The 20,395-nt window shown below is 39.0% G+C and carries 15 protein-coding genes, 1 tRNA gene and 1 pseudogene; 14 read left to right on the top strand and 3 right to left on the bottom strand.

Annotated elements, in window-relative coordinates; genetic code table 11:
* Positions 1-190: 190 nt before the first annotated feature.
* Entirely contained in the window at positions 191-1,567 is a 1,377-nt protein-coding gene (locus tag BCAMP_RS03815; protein ID WP_035313817.1) for an aldehyde dehydrogenase, read from the bottom strand.
* A gap of 434 nt (positions 1,568-2,001) precedes the next feature.
* Here BCAMP_RS03815 and BCAMP_RS13760 point away from each other — a divergent pair, with 434 nt between their 5' ends.
* From BCAMP_RS13760 to rpsR, 5 genes are all read left to right on the top strand, one after another.
* Positions 2,002-2,514: a response regulator transcription factor gene (locus BCAMP_RS13760; RefSeq protein ID WP_035313815.1), complete on the top strand. Its 513-nt coding sequence runs from the start codon at positions 2,002-2,004 to the stop codon at positions 2,512-2,514.
* Complete coding sequence (locus tag BCAMP_RS14980) at positions 2,498-2,626, top strand: response regulator transcription factor (RefSeq protein ID WP_198015696.1); 129 nt, start codon at positions 2,498-2,500, stop codon at positions 2,624-2,626. The genes BCAMP_RS13760 and BCAMP_RS14980 overlap by 17 nt, the downstream gene beginning before the upstream one ends.
* Positions 2,627-2,825: 199 nt before the next feature.
* Positions 2,826-3,116, top strand: a complete 291-nt coding sequence (rpsF, locus tag BCAMP_RS03805) for a 30S ribosomal protein S6 (protein ID WP_035313814.1) — start codon at positions 2,826-2,828, stop codon at positions 3,114-3,116.
* A 37-nt stretch (positions 3,117-3,153) separates the two neighbouring features.
* A complete protein-coding gene (gene ssb, locus BCAMP_RS03800) occupies positions 3,154-3,690 on the top strand; it encodes a single-stranded DNA-binding protein (protein ID WP_035313812.1) in 537 nt (178 codons plus the stop codon).
* A 26-nt stretch (positions 3,691-3,716) separates the two neighbouring features.
* Positions 3,717-3,956: a 30S ribosomal protein S18 gene (gene rpsR / locus BCAMP_RS03795; protein ID WP_035313810.1), complete on the top strand. Its 240-nt coding sequence runs from the start codon at positions 3,717-3,719 to the stop codon at positions 3,954-3,956.
* Positions 3,957-4,294: 338 nt separating this feature from the next.
* Here the strand turns inward: rpsR and BCAMP_RS03790 are convergent, their stop codons facing one another.
* Positions 4,295-5,074: a DUF2785 domain-containing protein gene (locus tag BCAMP_RS03790; protein WP_035313808.1), complete on the bottom strand. Its 780-nt coding sequence runs from the start codon at positions 5,072-5,074 to the stop codon at positions 4,295-4,297.
* A 23-nt stretch (positions 5,075-5,097) separates the two neighbouring features.
* Positions 5,098-6,141: a YitT family protein gene (locus tag BCAMP_RS03785; RefSeq protein ID WP_232217907.1), complete on the bottom strand. Its 1,044-nt coding sequence runs from the start codon at positions 6,139-6,141 to the stop codon at positions 5,098-5,100.
* 258 nt (positions 6,142-6,399) lie between these two features.
* Between BCAMP_RS03785 and BCAMP_RS03780 the strand changes: the two genes are divergently transcribed.
* From BCAMP_RS03780 to BCAMP_RS03740, 9 genes and pseudogenes are all read left to right on the top strand, one after another.
* Positions 6,400-8,379 (top strand): DHH family phosphoesterase, encoded by a 1,980-nt coding sequence (locus BCAMP_RS03780; protein ID WP_035313806.1) that lies wholly within the window; start codon positions 6,400-6,402, stop codon positions 8,377-8,379.
* Position 8,380: 1 nt separating this feature from the next.
* A pseudogene (gene rplI, locus BCAMP_RS03775) lies at positions 8,381-8,828 on the top strand (50S ribosomal protein L9).
* 33 nt (positions 8,829-8,861) lie between these two features.
* On the top strand, positions 8,862-10,223 hold the full coding sequence (gene dnaB, locus BCAMP_RS03770; protein WP_035313804.1) for a replicative DNA helicase: 1,362 nt from the start codon (positions 8,862-8,864) through the stop codon (positions 10,221-10,223).
* Positions 10,224-10,371: 148 nt separating this feature from the next.
* The gene (locus BCAMP_RS03765) at positions 10,372-11,862 is read left to right on the top strand and encodes an MDR family MFS transporter (RefSeq protein WP_035313802.1); all 1,491 of its coding nucleotides are present in this window, start codon (positions 10,372-10,374) and stop codon (positions 11,860-11,862) included.
* Positions 11,863-12,050: 188 nt separating this feature from the next.
* Positions 12,051-13,340, top strand: coding sequence for an adenylosuccinate synthase (locus BCAMP_RS03760; protein WP_035313800.1), 1,290 nt, complete (start codon positions 12,051-12,053; stop codon positions 13,338-13,340).
* 190 nt (positions 13,341-13,530) lie between these two features.
* Entirely contained in the window at positions 13,531-13,812 is a 282-nt protein-coding gene (locus BCAMP_RS03755) for a hypothetical protein (RefSeq protein WP_035313799.1), read from the top strand.
* A gap of 19 nt (positions 13,813-13,831) precedes the next feature.
* The gene (locus BCAMP_RS03750; RefSeq protein ID WP_084038523.1) at positions 13,832-14,383 is read left to right on the top strand and encodes a C39 family peptidase; all 552 of its coding nucleotides are present in this window, start codon (positions 13,832-13,834) and stop codon (positions 14,381-14,383) included.
* Between the two features lie 59 nt (positions 14,384-14,442).
* Positions 14,443-14,515, top strand: a tRNA-Lys gene (locus BCAMP_RS03745).
* Between the two features lie 365 nt (positions 14,516-14,880).
* Positions 14,881-20,394 (top strand): SpaA isopeptide-forming pilin-related protein, encoded by a 5,514-nt coding sequence (locus tag BCAMP_RS03740; RefSeq protein ID WP_035313796.1) that lies wholly within the window; start codon positions 14,881-14,883, stop codon positions 20,392-20,394.
* The last annotated feature ends 1 nt before the right edge of the window (position 20,395 follow it).

Below are 20,395 nucleotides of genomic sequence, written 5' to 3'. Positions count from 1 at the left end.
GATTACGTACCATCAGTACGCGCACCGTCACTCGCTCGTCGTGCCTACTAGAACGAGAGGATATAACAACGTTTCTTTTCAGTCAAGTCATCTTGCAGCCAAAGTCACTTGAACTAACGTTCAAAGTAAAATCAGTTTAATTCGACTTTGTCTACAATCTGAAGGAATCTCACAGGAGATTCCTTTTTGTTTATAAAATTTTACGGAGCCACTTCAGTTTCTTTTTATACGGAGGGTATAAGAAGGCGACACGAATACTAGCACGTCGCTTTAAAATGCTTTTTTGATGTGAAAAAGTAGCGAAGCTGGCTTCACCATGATAAGCTCCGATACCTGAGGTACCAATCCCACCGAATGGCAAAGTCTCATTGGCGACATGAGAGATGGTGTCATTGACACAGCCACCGCCAAAATTGATTGTTGTATAGATGTCCTCACACACCTTTTTTGATTCGGTAAATAAATACAAAGCGAGTGGTGTCGGGTGTTCGGCGATGATTTTTTTTGCCTCACTCAACTCATTATAAGTAATGATAGGTAAAAGTGGACCGAATAATTCTTCGCGCATGGTAGCCGCTGTGGTATCTGATAAGCGTAGGAGCGTTGGAGCAATAAACAAGTCTCGTTGTGAAGATTGACCACCACTAATAATAAAGTCACGGTCAATTTCTAATAGATTGCTCAGTCGTTGGTAGTGTCGGTCATTTACAATTCGTCCATAGTCAGGACTCTCATGGGGATTCCTACCGTAAAAGGCAGCTATTGTTCGTTCGATCGCCTCGATTAGGGCGGTCTCTTGTGATTGGTGAACGAGCACATAATCTGGGGCAATACAGGTTTGGCCGGTATTCAAAAATTTACCCCAAACAATTCGCTCGGCCGCATTTTTAATTTTGGCATCAGAGTGAACGATGACGGGACTCTTTCCACCTAATTCGAGCGTAACTGGAATTAATTGTTGGGCAGCAGCCTCGTAGACAATTTTTCCAACAGTGATGCTACCCGTGAAAAAAATATAATTAAAGGGTTGGGTTAATAATTTTGTTGTAACAGTCGCGTCACCTTCGAATAAGGTGATATAATCTGCCGAAAAAGTGTTAGTAATTAACTGTGCCAATACACTCGAAACATGCGGTGTTAGCTCACTTGCTTTTAAGATGGCACAATTACCCGCGGCAATGGCGCCAATTAAAGGTTCAAGTATGAGTTGTACAGGATAGTTAAATGGCCCGATAATTAAAACAACACCGTAGGGATCGTGATGGATGGTGCTCTTAGCAGAAAATAAAGAGGGCGTTGTGCGAACCTTGCGTGGTTTTTGCCAGTGCGGCAACTTTTTCAAGGCCGTCTTAATGCTGCGAAAACAAAAACCAATTTCGGTAGCATACGATTCAAAGTTACTCTTTCCCAAATCTTGGGAAAGAGCCTCTAATAAGGGCTTTTCAAAGTCTATCAATGCTTGTTGTAACTGTTGTAACTGTTGCGTTCGAAACGCCAATGAACGTGTTTGGTAGCTGTTGAAAAATTGTTGTTGCTTAATGAAAATACGAGAAATATCTTCTGTCATAAAAGCCCTCCTAAAAATATTCGCTAATTATTATAATATTATTTTAAGTATAGCCTAAAGGAAGATTTATGTCAGAAGAAGAAATGGTAATAGCAACTAATCAAAAATATTCAGATTATGTATTGAAAAAACTAGTTAAAAAGCGTTATAATAAATTGAATAATATTAAGGTGTTATTATAATGTTGTATTTAATAAATATGTTAGGCTAGTTATTGTAAAGGAGTAATGTTAAAATGGGATAACATCTCAGGAGCAATGATACAGATAGTCCTACAATAGTTAGATACCATGACTAGACATATTTGTAAGCTTGTAGACAAATAAGGAAACGTCTAACTGATAGATTGTAAAGGGAACAATCTGTCGTGTAATGTAAAAAAATATTCATGGGATATTATTCAAAAAGATGACAATAAAAAGGGGATTTTTTAATTGGGACATATTGTTTTAGCAGGGTGTAATCATATTTATTCAGAAGGTTTGAAAATTATTTTAGCGCAAACAGAGCATACGCTAAGCTCAGCGGATTTAACGCTAGAATCCTTAAAAGAAAATGTCAAAGGTGCTCAAGATATCGTGTTACTTAATTCAGATAAAGGAATTACCGATGAAATTAAAGCTTATTTAAAAGCAGAAGATTTAATTGTGGGTTATATTGCCTCTAAATTTTCGAAAGCAGAAATTGATTCGAGCATAGAAGATGGTGTTAAAGGTTTATTAACCTTTAACATGGATACGTTAGGTTTGAATTTTGCGATTAGTACGATGATGGAAAATCGCATCTTTGTGGATCCATACATTGATTATTTCACGGTAAATCACCAAGAATCTGCAGCGGATAACATTAGTTATGCGATGCAATTACGTTTAACAAGTCGTGAATATGAAGTGTTGAAATTGATGGCTAAAGGGCAAAAAAAACAACGAAATCTCAAAAGAACTTAACATAAAAGAAAATACAGTAAAAAACCATGTGAGCAGTGTTTTGAAGAAACTGAATGTGCATAACCGTGTCGAAGCGGTATTGACGTTCCAAAATCATCAAAAAATTTCATAAAAGTAGTGGGAAACTTATCAAATTAAGCTTTTTGATAAGTTTTTTCTTTTGGAAAAGCAATATAAACGGTGAATTTAAAAAAAGCTTAGTTGCTCATACCTAAGAGGTGTGATATAATTCGTAGATGTGAGTAATGAAAATTATTCCTTGTTCTATGACTTGTCATAGAACCGCATAGTCCATAAGGAGGTGAAAGACGATGAGAAAGTACGAAATTATGTACATTGTACGCCCAGACATTGAAGAAGACGCTAAAAAAGCTGTTTTCGAACGTTTCAACGGTATCCTTGCTGAAGGTGCAGAAGTCATCGAAGTAAAAGATATGGGTAAACGCCGTTTGGCATATGAAATCAACGATTTTAAAGACGGTTTCTACCAATTGGTAACAATCAAATCTGAAGATGCTGTATCTGGTCAAGAGTTTGACCGTTTAGCTAAAATCAGTGAAGACGTTATCCGTCATATGGTAGTTCGTTTAGACGAAGCATAAATAATAAGATCACTAAAAGTAGAGGGGGTTGTGTCTGATGATGAATCGTGTTGTTCTTGTGGGTCGTTTAACTAAGGATCCTGAACTTCGATACACACCAGCTGGTGCAGCTGTAGCCACATTTACACTAGCTGTAAATCGTACGTTTACGAATCAACAAGGGGATCGAGAAGCTGATTTCATTAACTGTGTTGTTTGGCGAAAAGCGGCAGAAAACGTTGCTAACTTTCTTAAAAAAGGAAGCTTGGCAGGTGTAGATGGTCGTTTACAAACGCGTAATTATGAATCAAATGATGGTCGTCGTGTGTATGTAACTGAAGTGGTCGCTGAAAGTGTCCAATTTTTAGAGCCGCGTAATGCTAGCGCAGGAAATTCAGGTACGGGTGGTAACAATCAAGGCGGCAATAGTTATAATAACAACAGTTCTTATAGCGGTGGAAATCAACAGCCACAATCAAATCAAGGAAATGCGTACAATCAAGAGTCTCAACAATCGAGCAAGCCTGCTTTCAGCAATCCATTTGCAAGTGATGGCAAGCCAATCGATATTTCTGACGATGATTTACCATTCTAACAATAAACTAAGGGAGGTTAATAACTATGGCAGGACAACGCAGAGGTGGACGTCGTCGTAAAAAAGTATGTTTCTTTACTTCGAACCACATCGAATACATCGATTACAAAGATGTTGATATGCTTAAAAAATTCATTTCAGAACGCGGTAAAATTTTACCACGTCGTGTAACTGGAACAAGCGCTAAATACCAACGTAAACTTACAATCGCGATCAAACGTGCTCGTCAAGTGGCTTTATTACCATTTGTCGCTGAAGAAAAATAAGTTGACGAAAAAATCACTTCCACTTGGAAGTGATTTTTTTTGATTGAAAGTAAGAGCGAGCTTGAAAGTTTGTGATTGATTAAACTAGAGGAACGAAAGTGAATCAGCTTGTTCAACAGCATTTCTATTCAGCTGTACCATCTTGTAGGCAAAATCGCTTATCCTATTTTTACAGAAAAAGAAGTTTAAATAGATATTGTCTGTAATCTGAGAGTTATCCACAAGTGGACAACTCAGTTGTAAAAAAAGCAACGAATCTCTGATGAGAGACTCGTTGCTTTTTTTCGGTGTTAAACTTATCCGTTTGTGGATAAGTTGGTCTGAAGATAAACGTCGTTCTAGGTATTCAATCTGATGGATAAGTGTTGATTATGTGCCATCAATGCCTGCTCCAGCCGTTTCTTGTTATAGAAAGAGGCAACGTGCTCTGCAGAGGTAAAAAGCGTCTCAGGATGCCATTGAGCGATATCTGTGATGATGTTAACTTCCATGCTAGGAATGATATTTGTAAAGGTTAAGATGGTATTCGCAAGCGCTTGTTCTTCATTATAAATAAAATGGTGACTGCGTTGACTATATATTTTAAAGAAATGCTTAACGAGCTCGTATTTTGTAGAGTCCGAAAGTTGCGGATGTTGAATGCTTGTTGTGAGTAATTCGGCCAACGTAACGTAGAACAGGGCCATACCTTTTCCGCCTTCAAAAATGAACCCCCGATAATCGGTTTCTTCTGACATGTACTTGATTAACGCTGTTGCGGTATCTTCTAATTGATCAGATAATAGAAAGTTAGCGACTGTATTGTCATTAGCAATCAGTTGATTTAACATGACTAAACTATCAATTCGTTGAAAGATAGCGTCACTAGCGTGCAAAGAGATATTTTTAAATAAATAGTCTTTTGTAAGTAGTCGTTTAGTTAATGTTCTTTTTTGTTGTCTTGTTAAAATATTCGCTGTAATCAGTTTGCTACATAACGGGTGAAAAATCGTGTCACGTAATAGCGGGTTGGTCGAACCGAAGTGTGTCAGGAGCTGTTCAATCTCGCTATCTGTTAATATTTGGCGTGTGTTGTTTGTTAGTTCTAGCTGTAATGATTTGATGAAATAAATTGTCATGGTTGGTAGCCCCCTAGTCGATTTTATGAGTGTTTACCGCGTGCTTGGTAATGTTCACTATGATGTAATGGTTGTGGCTTGCCACCATTACGTTGTGAACGACGACGTGTGCGACGGCGGTATTCACGGTGGTTCTCTTTACTTTGTCGTTTTTTAAAGCTATCTTTCCGTTGTTTTCGTATTTCTAATGAATTAGTTTGTTCTTCTTCACTATGGTAATAGCCATTTAAGCGACGTGTTTCAACGATATCGATAAAGGCTGTAGGATCGACGCTTTTGATGGTGCGCTCAATCTCATAAATTTCATAATTGCTCACAACCATCATAATTGAATAAATCGGTTTTTTAGAGTAGCCACCGTAGGCCGGAATAATCGTCGCACCGCGGTCGAATTTTTGTTGAATAGCTGATACGACGAGGTCGGCATGTGGCGTTATGATAAAGACTGTTAATTTTTGATAATTCGTATGAATCAAATCAACGACATAACTGTTTACATAGCGTGAAACCAACGTATACAAGGCGTTTTGCCAATTAAAGATAGCACCAGCTGCGACGATGATAATGCCATTTAAAATCATAAAGTAGCGCCCTGTCGGGGTATCTTTTTTTCGGGCTAAGTACAGTGCGATGATATCTAATCCACCAGTTGAAATTCCGTGTTTTAAAGCAATACCAACACCGGCAGCAGAAATAACACCACCAAAAATAGAGTTGAGGATGATATCAGATGAAATCGCATAAGTGGGTAAGACTGAAATGAAGAACGAGGTAATCCCAATCACAATGAAACTGTATAAGGTCAGTGATTTGCCGACTTTTGTCCATCCTAACCAAATGATTGGTAAATTGAGTACTAAAATAAGTAGACCGAGATCTAAATTAACATGGAAAAAGTCATGGAAAATATCGACTACCAATTGAGCAGCCCCATTAATGCCAGAAGCGTAAACTTTGGCTGGAATTAAAAACAATTTCATACTTATTGCGCATAAAAATGCAGCGATAATAGCGATGGCAATCTTTTTTAAATGTTCATAGTAAGCTGAGTTTTTTACCGTAGACACATGTATTCATTCCTTTTTAAAATTAGTGAGAAGCTTCCATATTTCAATCTCTATCATAACATTTAGGGAAAGGTTTGCCTATTTTTGTATTGTTAATCAAAAGTCTATTTTACGATAATGAAACCTGATGTATCTGCCTACAATAGGGGCACTCACTCTTAGTGAAATAAGGATATAAGAGCTCGGGTGCAAATCAGGTGATGATTGTGGTAAAATTACAAGAGTAATTAGGAAACAGAATAGAGTGGAGTTGAAATGATGCCATCATATAAACAACGTCGCGATTTACGCTTTCTGATATATATCGTCGTCATCGTCTTTGTTGTCCTGGCAATTTTATCAGAAATATACCATTGGTGGTTGGTTTTTCCGTTTCTCATTGTTGCAGCAAGTGTGTTAGTTATCCTTATATTTGCCGAATTACGACTGAATCGTAAAATTAAGCAAACGACGGATGAACTAACACAACGTGTACATACAGCGGAGCAACAAGCTGTGAGTGATATGCCTTTAGGTTTAATTATGTACAATCAAGCAGCTGAAATTGAATGGTTGAACGATTATATGGCACGATATTTCAAAAATGAGCAAATACTAGGTTCATCTTTACGAGACGAAGAAACTGAATTGTGGGATTTTATTCAAGCCGCACCTGCAAAACAGACACAGACTATTTTTTGGCATAACCAATACTTTGAGTTAACCGTTAATAAAGTTGATCGAATTGTCTATTTACAAAATACGAATAAGCTTGAAGATTTGGTGCAAGAAAATGAAGACAGTCAAATTGTTATTGGCGTTATTTTCTTAGATAATTATGATGAATGGACACAGGGAATGGATGATCGTCGCCGAGGTGCTTTGAATAACATTGTAACGTCAACCTTGGGTCAATGGTCACGAACACATGCTATTTTTCTAAAGAGAATGTCTTCAGAAAGATATACGGTTGTTATGCGTCATTCAACTTTAGAAGAACTTGAGAAAACAAAGTTTGCCATTTTAGATACGATTCGTGAAAAAACATCGAAGAAGAACATTCCGTTAACCTTAAGTATCGGTTTAGCTTACAATGATGCTGATTTAACGGTGTTGGCGGAGTTAAGTCAGTCTTCACTTGATTTAGCGCTCGGTCGCGGTGGCGATCAGGTCGTCATTAAGCAACCTGAAGGCAAAGTCCGCTTTTATGGTGGGAAAACAAACCCGATGGAAAAACGAACACGCGTACGTGCCCGTGTGATTTCACAAGCGTTGCAAGAACTTATTTCACAAAGTGATAATGTCGTCGTTGTTGGTCATCGCTTCCCTGATATGGATGTTATCGGTTCTTGTTTAGGGATTCGAAAAATTGCTGAAATGAATGGCAAGGATGCTTATGTTGTCGTTGATACCGAAATGTTAAATGACGATGTGCAACGATTGATGAGTGAGATTGATAAGAACACGGATGTCACGCGCAATCTTATTTCACCGCAGAAGGTGAAAAATCATATTACGAAAAACACCTTGTTGGTGGTAGTTGACACACATAATCCAGCGATGGTGGAAGCGAATGAACTGCTCGAATTGATTGATCAATGTGTTATTATTGATCATCATCGTCGCTCAGAGAACTTTATTACACATCCGAATCCAGTGCTCGTCTATATTGAACCATACGCCTCATCGACTGCTGAGTTGATTACAGAGTTGTTTGAATATCAACCATCGGGAACATCGATTTCGGCGATTGAGGCAACCGCAATGTTAGCAGGTATTGTGGTAGATACGAAAAACTTTACGTTACGGACCGGTTCGCGTACATTTGATGCGGCGTCATATTTACGCTCACTTGGTGCAGATACGGTATTAGTTCAACAATTTTTAAAAGAAAACCTCGACACCTTTATTAAACGTAACCGTTTAATTGAAACAATGAATTTCTACCATGAAGATATGGCCATTACGAGCGGGCCGGATGACGCCCCTTATAACAACGTGTTGGCGGCACAAGCAGCTGACCGAATGCTGGGGATGGAAGGTGTCGGTGCATCCTTCGTTATTTTCAAACGTGAAGATGGTAGAATTGGTATTAGTGCAAGGTCGTTAGGTGAAATTAACGTCCAAATTATTATGGAAATGCTCGGTGGTGGCGGCCATCTTTCGAATGCAGCAACTCAGATAGAAGAAAGTAGCGTATTGGAAGCTGAAAACCGTCTAAAAGAAGCCATCGATGCTTATTGGAAGGGAGAAGAATAAAATGAAAGTTATTCTACTTAAAGATGTAAAAGGTACAGGTAAAAAAGGCGATATTAAAGAGGTGCCAGATGGTTATGCGCATAACTTTTTAATCAAAAAAGGTGTGGCACAAGAAGCCAATGCAGCCAGTATCAGCACATTAAAAGCGAAAGAAAAAAAAAGCGGATAAATTAGCGGCGGAAGAAGTGGCGAAAGCCGAACGTTTAAAAGCAACATTAGAAGCTGTTACCGTTGAATTAAAAGCAAAAGTAGGGGCAGATGGTCGTGTTTTTGGCTCAGTCTCATCGAAACAAGTCGTGCAAGGTCTAGAAAAGCAAGCCGGCATTAAAATTGATAAACGTAAAATGACGATGGATCCAATTCGTTCTTTAGGCGTTACGAAAGTACCTGTAAAACTACACCATGACGTTGAGGCGATTTTCAATGTGCATGTTAGTGAAGAAAAATAAGAGCATGAAACAAGCGATGAAAGGAGTTGCCTGATGGAAAATATCGATCGAACACCACCACAAAATAATGAGGCCGAGCAGGCGATTATTGGTGCTATTTTTATCGAGCCAAATGCGTTAATTACCGCGGCTGAAGTCTTGCAACCCGAAGATTTTTATCGCCAAGCCCATCAACATATTTTTAGAGCGATGGTAATGATGAACGAACAGGGCAAAGCGCTCGATGTCGTCACTGTCAGTGAAATGTTAAAATCACAAGGTTTAATTGAAGATATTGGTGGTATCACTTATTTAACAGATTTAGCCGTGTCTGTTCCAACCGCGGCTAATATTGCTTACTACATTGAAATCGTTGAAGAAAAGGCGTTATTACGTCGTTTAATCAATACCGCCACACAGATTGCAACGAGTGGTTTTGCCAATGAAGAATCAGTCGAAGCCTTAGTTGATGATGCTGAACGTCGCATTCTTGAAGTAGCCCAACGTAAAAATGTCGGTCAGTTTAAAAACATTACCGATGTTCTATCAGAAGCCTACGATAACATTGAGCTATTGAGTAACCGTGAAGGTGATATTACCGGTTTACCAACCGGATTCAAAGAACTTGATCGGATGACGGCAGGGTTTCAGCGTAACGATTTAATTATTGTTGCGGCCCGTCCTTCGGTTGGTAAAACAGCCTTTGCCTTGAATATTGCGCAAAACACCGCGATTAAGACGAATGAAACAGTCGCCATTTTCAGTTTGGAAATGGGGGCGAGTCAATTGATTAACCGGATGCTTTGTGCCGAAGGAAATATCGACGCCCAAAACATGCGGACCGGTAAATTGAATGATGAAGAATGGCGTAAATTAGCGTTGGCTATTAGCACGCTATCGAGTACAAATATTTTCATTGATGATTCACCAGGTATTCGCGTCAATGAAATTCGTTCCAAATGCCGTCGTTTAAAACAAGAACACGGTTTAGGTATGATCGTGATTGATTATTTGCAACTTATTCAAGGGAGTGGTATTGGTGGCGGTGAAAACCGTCAGCAAGAAGTATCTGAAATTTCGCGAACGTTAAAACAGCTTGCGCGTGAACTTGAAGTGCCAGTTATTGCGCTCTCACAATTATCACGTGGGGTTGAGCAACGTCAAGATAAACGTCCGATGATGTCGGATATTCGTGAATCTGGTTCAATTGAGCAAGATGCCGATATCGTTGCCTTTTTATATCGTGAAGATTATTACGACCGCGAAGCTGCTGAGGAAGATAACGGCACGATTGAAATTATTATTGCGAAGCAACGGAATGGTCCAGTCGGAACAGTACAACTTGCCTTCGTGAAAGAATATAACAAATTTGTTGATCTCGTTGTGAGAGACGATATGCCACCGATGGGGGCATAACAACTAAAGAGTCTGACCTTGTGTCGGACTTTTTTAGTTAATATTCATTTTTTGAAAAATAATGAGCAGAAAATGAACGAGTGCTGGTAAGAAGTAGTGCTATAATGAATTATTTGTTGAAAGAAAAAATTGATAAGAGGTGTAAACGATGAAAAAAAGTCATATTAAGTGGGTTGTTGTCGGTTTATTGCTCGGCATTTTAATGTCAGCGATGGATAATACGATTGTCGCAACTGCAATGGGTACGATTGTATCCGATTTGGGTGGATTAGATCATTTTGTTTGGGTAACAGCAGCGTACATGGTGACGATGATGGCTGGGATGCCGATTTTCGGTAAATTATCTGACATGTATGGTCGTAAACGTTTCTTTATCTTTGGACTCGTGGTCTTTTTAATTGGATCAATGCTTTGTGGGATTGCTGATAGCATGATTCAATTAAGTGTTTTCCGTGCCATTCAAGGGATTGGTGGCGGTGCGTTAATGCCGATTGCCTTTACCATCGTCTATGATATTTTCCCACCACAACAACGTGGTAAAATGACGGGGATGTTAGGAGCCGTCTTTGGTTTATCAAGTGTAATGGGGCCGTTACTCGGGGCGTACATTACTGATAGCTTTAGCTGGCATTGGGTCTTTTACATTAATGTTCCAATCGGTCTGGTTGTCATCGTTTTAATGAGCATCTTTTATAAAGAAGCGACCGCGCCCAAAAAACAAGTGGTCGATTGGCTCGGAGCGGCAACACTTGTCATTGCAGTCGTCAGCCTCATGTTTGGTTTGGAATTAGGTGGCAACACCTTTGCTTGGGTATCTGTGCCGATGTTAATTTTAGCCATTATCTTTGTGGTATTTGCACTGCTCTTTATTTGGGCCGAAAAACGCGCCGTCGATCCGATTTTACCGTTTTGGATGTTCAAACGTCGCCTCTTCTTAACCGCCCAAATTGCAGCCTTCTTTTACGGTGCGACCTTTATTATATTAACGGTGTACATTCCGATTTTTGTGCAAGCGGTATACGGCGGAAGTGCTACTAACGCGGGCTTTATTTTAATGCCAATGATGATTGGTTCAGTCCTTGGTAGTGGTGTCGGAGGTAGCTTGCTAACCCGCGTGAAATTTCGTCACTTAATGAGTGCGTCAATTGTCATCTTCTTTATCGGTATGCTCTTGCTTGCAACGATTTCGGCTGAAACATCGCGTGTGTTATTGAGTACATACATGGCGATTGCTGGTATTGGTGTTGGTTTTTCATTCTCAGTCTTACCAACGGCTTCAATATATAATCTTGAAGGTCGCTTCCGTGGCAGTGCGACATCAACGAACTCATTCTTGCGTTCGTTTGGGATGACGATTGGGATTGCAGCTTTTGGTGCACTGCAAACAAATACGTTTGCAACGAAAATGAGCGAAGCATTTGCAGGCGTAAAGGTCGATCTTGCTCAGTTTGGCAATACACAACAATTGTTTGAAGCCTCATCACGGGCCAAAATTCCTGACGAAGTATTGAATCCAATTGTTGATGCAATGGCTTCGAGTGTTTCAACCATCTTTTTAGTCGCTTTAATTCCAATTGCGGTCTGTGCCGTGGCTATTTTTATGATGGGTAACGCCAAAGATGGCGAAAGTTTAAAATAAGAGGTTAAGGCTGTTAACGATAAATTGGCAGTCTTTCTCTATGAAATAACAAATTTATGCTTAAAAACGAACAGAATCACGATTGCGAGGGAATAATGTTCGTGAAACAGTTGACCTTTCGATTGAAACGTTGTATAATCGAGGGTGGATAAAATGTATAGTATAAAAATTTTGAATGAGGTGTTTGGATGTCTTCAGTTGTTGTAGTAGGAACACAGTGGGGTGACGAAGGTAAGGGTAAAATCACGGATTTTTTAAGTGAACAAGCTCAAGTTATTGCGCGCTATCAAGGTGGCGATAACGCCGGTCATACAATCAAATTTGGTGGCGAAACATATAAATTACAGTTGATTCCATCAGGGATTTTTTATGATGATAAGTTAAGCATTATCGGTAACGGAATGGTTGTCAATCCGAAGTCTCTTCTTCGCGAAATGAAATACTTAGAAGACAAAGGTGTTAATACATCAACATTGCGTATTAGCAACCGTGCACATGTGATTTTACCGTACCATATTCGTTTAGATGAGGCTGATGAAGCACGTCGTGGCGATAACAAAATTGGTACAACAAACAAAGGAATCGGACCTGCATACATGGATAAAGCATCACGTGTTGGTATTCGAATGATTGATTTGTTAGACAAAGAAGTGTTTAAAGAAAAATTAATGTACAATTTGGGTGAAAAGAATCGTTTGTTTGAGCGCTTTTATGAAGTAGAAGGCTTTACATTCGAAGAAATTTTCGAAGAATTTTATGAATATGGTCAAAAAATCAAAGACCTTGTGTGTGATACATCAGTTATCTTAAACGATGCTCTTGATGAGAATAAACGTGTCTTATTTGAAGGTGCTCAAGGCGTAATGTTAGATATCGATCAAGGTACATATCCTTACGTGACATCTTCTAACCCAACTGCCGGTGGTGTGGCTAACGGTTCAGGTGTAGGTCCTTCTAAAATTGATTACGTAGTTGGTGTTGTTAAAGCATACAGTTCACGTGTTGGTGATGGTCCATTCCCAACGCAGTTAGACGATGCTATTGGCGATCGTATTCGTGAAATTGGTCATGAATATGGCACAGTGACAGGACGTAAACGTCGTGTTGGTTGGTTTGATTCAGTGGTTGTATCGCATGCTTGCCGTGTGAGTGGTTTAACCGATTTATCAATCATGTTGTTAGATGTTTTATCAGGTCTTGAAACAGTTAAAATCTGTACCGCTTATAACTATAAAGGTGAAATCACACGTGAATTCCCTGCAAGCTTAAAAGATTTAGCTTTATGTGAACCTGTTTATGAAGAACTTCCAGGTTGGAGCGAAGACATTACAAGTGTCACATCGTTTGAAGAATTACCAGTTAATGCGCAGCGTTATATCGAACGTATCGCCGAAATTACAAAAGTACCTGTTTCAATGTTCTCTGTTGGACCAGATCGTGTCCAAACAATTGTTTTAACGGATGTTTGGTCTAAATAAGGTGATTGAAAACCGTACATATCATTAGTGTGTACGGTTTTTTTTAATTGCTCAAAAATAAAAATGTGATAAAGTTAAGGAGAGTAATATTACGTTTCATGTGAAACAAAAACGTGTAATGGGGATTGCACGGGGATAATTTAGGATAGGGAGGGAAACATTGATGTTTTCCAATAAAAGGGGACGCCTAATGATGACTGCGATTAGTCTCATTATGGTGGTATTATTTGTGTTTGCGATACGAGAACAAATAGAGGCGAAGAAAGCTGAAAAAACGAATGCTGTCGTCCAAATCGAACAAGCATTAACGAAGGCAGAGCAAAACTTAACAACAGCAGATATCGCAAAGGCTGAGGCGGTATTAAAAACAGCTACTCATCTCACGGACACTTCGGACTATGCGAAAACTATCGAACGGATTAAGCAAAGACAAGTGAAAAAAAAAACAACAGCAACAAGCGCAACAACTTGATGTACCCTTAATCAATCAAATGGATGCACCACGATTATTTAACGGTTGCGAGGTAACGAGTTTGGCTATGTTGCTTAATTATGAGGGGGTGACAGTCACAAAAAATGAATTGGCTCAACGAATACCAACTGTGCCATTAACATATGATAATGGTCAAAAAGGCAATCCACATGAAGGATTTGTTGGGAGTGTGTCAGGAGATACTCCGGGTATAGGGGTGTATCATGAACCGATAGCAACCCTAGCTAAGCAATATGTTGCGAGTGACCGTGTCCGTGATATTTCGGGAGAATCGTTTGAAAAGGTGTTGGCAGCTGTGCTAGAAGGGTATCCCGTTTGGATTATTACGACCAGTTCATTTACTCCGGTGACTTCGATGCAAGAATGGCAGACGCCAACTGAAACGTTAGAAATGACGTACGATATGCATTCTGTTGTCATCACGGGGTTCGATCAAACGCATATTTACATTAACAATCCATATGGTGAAAAAAAGCAACAACTTAAGCGCTCAGACTTTATTGCTGCCTGGAAACAAATGGGACAACAAGCAGTTTATATTAGTAAGTGAGTACGGGCTTGCATCTCTGAGTGAAAGTGCTATAATAAAGCGTGTAAAGAGAAATTATCGGGTTGTTAGCTCAGTTGGTAGAGCAGCTGACTCTTAATCAGCGGGTCGAGGGTTCAAGCCCCCCACAGCCCATTATAAAAGTGAAAAATCCTGACAGCTTAGCTGTCAGGATTTTTTTGTTTATCATAAAATAAAATATTTGTATAGCTAGCGTATGCAAAGTGATGAAAAAAGTGGTTATTTATGTCTAGTTAGTGACATAATAGAGCGTGAATGAGTTTCTTTTATCACTTTACAAGTAAAATAAGGAATAAAGACCTACGTTATTTAGTGAGAAAGTATCTTTTAATTATTTAATTAAATCGCTATACTTATAAAAGGAAGTTAGTTCGGGATAATTAATTTCCTCTAGTGTTGTTAGTAAGGGGTTACTGACAACGATACGGGTTAAGTGATATTTCTAAGGGATAATTATGAATACAGGGGGAAATATAGGGATGATTAAGAAACTTAAAAAGAGTTTTGTTTTATTTGTGTTGGTTATGTTTATCGCACAAACAGTCACAGCCAACATGGTAGTGACGGCGAGTACGACACAAACGGGTCCGGTAATTGACGATGTTATTGTGTCAGCAACGGAAGAAGCTGAACAAGATGTTGAGACGTTAACGGACGGACAAACAGTCTATGTAAAAATGGGATTTACATGGACACCAGGGAAAGATGATAAGTCGACATCATTAACAGTACCAATTCAATTACAGGGGAAGGTAATTGAAAATGGCACTGTATTTAATGATGCCCAAAAAGATGTTGGACGTTATCTCATCGAGGACGACGAACTCAAGCTCGACATTGATGACAGTAATGAGGCAGACGGAGCATACGTATTAACTTACAAAGCGACATATCAAGCGACAGAGAATGTAGCGGATACTGTCTTGTTAACGTTTTTAAGTGGAGAGCAAAGTATTGTTAAAACGTTTGCGAGTAAGGAAACAACGCAAACGGACAGCGAATCAGACGCTGATAGTTCGGATTCAATGAGCGATATAGCATCTGATTCCGGTGCCAGTGATACGGAGTCAACGGATGAGAAAACGGTTAAGGCAGAGGAATCAGCGACAACATCAACTGAAAAAACAATAGTACCTGCTGAAAAAGCAGTGAAAAAGACCGCTCTGAAAGCAGTCGACATTGCTAGTGCAGCACGTGAGCCACATAAAATCACAGAAAACATTATTACAGCAGTGGCAGTAACAGATAAAACAGGCAAGCCATTTACAACGAGTAATCCGGCGACAACTGATGATGATGTCACAATCGACTTCACTTGGGATCTTCCGGATGAGTTAGATATCGTGGCGGGTGATACATATGAGTTCCAATTGCCAAATGTCTTCAAGATGTTGTCCACTGTCAAAGGTGAGATGCTCGATTCAGATGGTGCCGTTCTTGGTAACTATGTAATTGGCACGGATGGTAATGTCGTGATTACATTATCAGATGAAGCAGCTACGCGTTCAAATGTAAAAGGTCATATTAAAGTAACAACGAAATTCAATAAAGAAAAAATTGTAGGTGAAGTTGAGCAAGAAATTGTTTTTCCACTTGCTGAAAAGAACATAAGCGTTCCGATTACATATAAGCCAGAAAAAGGAACTGATATTAGCAAAGAAGGAAAGCTAGATAAGCAATATAATTCTTTAAATGTACAATGGACAGTCGACATTAATACGAGTTTAGACACGATTGCTAATGCAGTTGTGACAGATGCTGTTCCGAGTAGTTTAAGTATTACTAAGGTCAGCGTGTATGAATTATTTGTTGATGTTAAGGGTGGAATTGAAAAAGGTGCACTCGTTGACCCGAGCAAGTATACGGTTAGTGGTGGCACTGTTACGTTTAAAGATTCAACCATCAACAAGGCGTATCGAATTTTCTACGATACAAAAATTAATAATGCCGACAAATTAACAGGAGTACAAACATTTAAAAATACGGCGACTTTAACTGGCACAAATAAAGTAGCTACTTCTGCTGCCAGTGTCAGTGCAAAATATGGTAAAGCATTAGCTAAAGAAGAAACCGGTTATAGTTCTAGCAACTTAGGACATTATTATACAGTTAGATATAATTATAATGAGCAGCCGATTGCCAAAGAACAGGCGACTATCACCGATAAATTTACGAATTCGATGATTTTAATCGGCAGTCTATCTGATGTGAAAATTTACCCCGTCTCGATTGATGAAAACGGGAAGGAAACGATTAGTAATACGCCGTTAGATGCCAGCCAATACGACATTAAAACAGCGAACGATGCAAGTAATAATGGCTTTACAATTAGCTTCAAAAATAACGTGACATCGGCATATGCCATCAAGTATGGCATTAAAGATGCGGGTATTGTTACTACTGAAAGTAACTTTAAAAATACAGTGTCAGCACCTACGTCTGAGGACGTAGTGGTTAATGGTCGTTCTGTTCAGAGTAGTATTATTAAAGAAATCGATGGATCAGATAACGATGCCGAAACAGTCAACTGGAAAATGACACTAAATACGACAGGTTATACAATGAAAAATATGAAGATAAATGATACTTTTAGTAGCAACGCGTTAACGTTAGTACCTAATTCACTAAAATTAGTTGATAAGAGTGCGAGTGATAAAGTATTAAAAGAAGGAACAGATTACACGTTGACAGCAAAAACAGGCGATAAGACTGGTTTTGATATCACCTTCATTGGTAACTATGCAACGACAAACCATCAATTCATTCTAACGTATCAAACACATTACGAAGCATTTGCTAATAAGACAACTAAATATGATAACACAGCACAATTATCATGGACGAGTGAAGATGGTAAAAACTATAATTCGACCAGTTCGAAAGATTATACTGCTCCAGCAGAAACATTGAGTAATGGTTCAAAGTCAGGTAGTTATAATGCACAAACAAAAGAAATCACATGGCTCATTAATGCAAACTATAACCGAGCTGATTTGAATAATGCCAAAATTACAGATAAAATTCCTTTTGATGAAACAACAGCAACGAATCAGGTTTATGTTGATAAATCAGCACAGGTATATCATTATAGTGTTACAAAAAACGGAAAAGTTGTTAAAGGTGTCGCACTTGATCCGAGTGAGTATACGTTAACAACACCAACAGCAGCAAACAATTATACCATTGAGGTAGTATTTACAAAAGCGTTTAAAGGTAATGAAAGTTCAGTTGCTTTAGAGTTTAAAACCTCGCTTGCAGGTCAAATAATAGTAGAGAAGTATAATAATACAGCAACATTTACGAATGATGGTACTGACTATCCGCTAACAGCAACAGTATCAGTGCCAAATGGTCAATTTCTTGTTGATAAAGCAGGGAAACAAGAGGGTGATAAAATTGACTGGGTTATTACAATCAATCGTAACCAGTCAACTGTTAAAAATTACAAAATCAAAGATGATCCAACATCTAATCAAGTATTAGATCAAGACTCTTTCCACTTATATCCAACTGATGTATCTGCCAATAGTGGTATCACAGCGAAAACAGATACGCCGCTAGTAGAAGGTGTTGACTACAAGTTAACGATTAGTACAGATGGATCAACAGGGAAGCAAAGTTTCGAGTTGGAATTCTTAAAAACAATCGATCGTCCTTATGTATTAAACTATTCGTCAGTCATTGATGCTGATAATGGTGAAAAGGTAAACAATGTAGTTGAAATGACAGGCGATAATGTAACAATGCAAATTCAAAAGCACTCCAAAGAAATTACCGTGCAACTATCATCCGGTTCGGGTGATATTGTAGGTGTACGCGGTGGTTTGAAAATCACTAAAATTGATGAAACAACAAAGGCAGCGATTGCAGATACAACCTTTGTCGTTTACGATAAAACAGGAAAAACGGCCTTGCGTTCAGGTAAAACCGGCGCAGATGGAACATTAACATTTAACGGTTTACGTGCGGGTGACTATCTTATTAAAGAAATGGATGCTCCGGCAGGTTATTCACTTAACCCAGCTTATGCTGCAGGTAAAAAAGTAACTGTCAAAGTTACAACTGAAAATCCGATGATGGATTTGACAGTCGAAAATCCGAAAACATTAGTAACAGTTAAAAAGATTAATCAAGCGGGCACAGGCTTAGCGGGAGCAGTCTTTAATGTACTTGATAAAGATGGAAACATCGTGTTCCCGAATTTAACCTCTGATACTAACGGGCAGTTAGCGATAGAAGGTTTAATCGAAGGTGATTATCAATTAAAAGAAGTTGGAGCACCAATTGGTTATGTGCTAAACACAACACCACAACCGTTTACAGTGGCATTAAATGCAGATGGTACAATGGTTCCAACGACAGTTACGATGACAAATTATCAAGGTAGTATTAAAGCAACAAAAACAGCCGCTGATGGCACACCGTTAGCAGGCGCAACATATAAAGTAGTTAACAGTAGTGATGAAACAATTAAAACAGCCGTTTCAGACAATAAAGGCCAAATCAATATTAATAATCTTGTGCCTGGTTCATATTATTTAGTAGAAGACAAGGCACCAGACGGTTATATCCTAGATTCGACAAAAACACCGTTTACAATTGATGAAACAACAGCCATAACGCCGGTTACAATCGATTTAGGAACGTTTTTCAACTATCAAGGGAAAGCAAAACTAGTTAAGACAGATGCAGAAGGAAAAGCGATTAAAAATGTGGCATTTGATATTGTTGATGCTAATAATAATGTGATCAAATCAGGAGTATCCAATGACAAAGGTGAAGTTTATGTCAGTGGTTTAGCGCCAGGTAGCTATAACTTTGTCGAAACGAATGCAGCACCGGGTTATATTTTGAATACAGCTAAAAAACCGTTTGAAATTAAAGATAAGCAAGTAGGTGAGCCTCAATTAGTAGAAGTAGGTTCGTTAGTAAACTATCAAGGTAGCATGACTTTAACGAAAACTGATACTGAAGGTCATCCACTAGCCGATGCAGAGTTCACCATTAAAAAGGCAGCGGGTGACATCGTTAAAACGGTTACCTCTGACAAAGATGGCGTTATCAAAGTAACTCATCTTGCACCAGGGGACTATACTGTGACAGAAACAAAGGCACCATCGGGCTACATTAGAAATACGGTCGAACAACCGTTTGTGATTACGGCAGCAACAGATAATGAACCCGCTATCGTTGAACTAGGAACGTTAGCCAATTATCAAGGAACTGTTCGTTTACATAAAGAAACGGCAGACCATAAGCCACTAGCGAATGCAGTCTTTAACATTGTAGATAAAGAGGGCGTACTTGTGAAAACAGCGACTTCAGATGAAGCGGGTGAAGTAACAGTTGCTGGCTTAGCACCAGGCAAATACAGCTTTATCGAAACAACAGCACCAACAGGCTACATCTTAAACACGACTCCAATCGACTTTGAAATTAGTGAAACACAGGCAGGCCAACCAACAGTGTTGGATGTAGGTGAAGTAATTAACTACCAAGGCACAGCAACAATACTAAAAACAGATGCCGACGGCAAACCATTAGCAGGAGCAGCCTTCGATGTAATCGATGAAACTGATGCGGTTGTTGCATCAGTAAAAGCGGACGACGAAGGAAAAGTAACGGTTAACGATTTAGCACCAGGAAAATACAGCTTTGTAGAAACAAAAGCGCCAACAGGTTACATTTTAAACACAACCCCGGTTGCGTTTGAAATTAAAGCAGAGCAAGCAGGCGAGCCAAAAGTGATTGAAACAGGCGCGTTTGTGAACTATCAAGGCACAGCAACATTACTAAAAACAGATGCCGACGGCAAACCATTAGCAGGAGCAGCCTTCGATGTAATCGATGAAACTGATGCGGTTGTTGCATCAGTAAAAGCGGACGACGAAGGAAAAGTAACGGTTAACGATTTAGCGCCAGGCAAATACAGCTTTGTAGAAACAAAAGCGCCAACAGGTTACATTTTAAACACAACCCCGGTTGCGTTTTGAA

Origin of the sequence: Brochothrix campestris FSL F6-1037, from assembly GCF_000525915.1 — a bacterium.
GTDB lineage: Bacteria > Bacillota > Bacilli > Lactobacillales > Listeriaceae > Brochothrix > Brochothrix campestris.
This window is presented reverse-complemented; position numbering and strand designations above follow the sequence as displayed.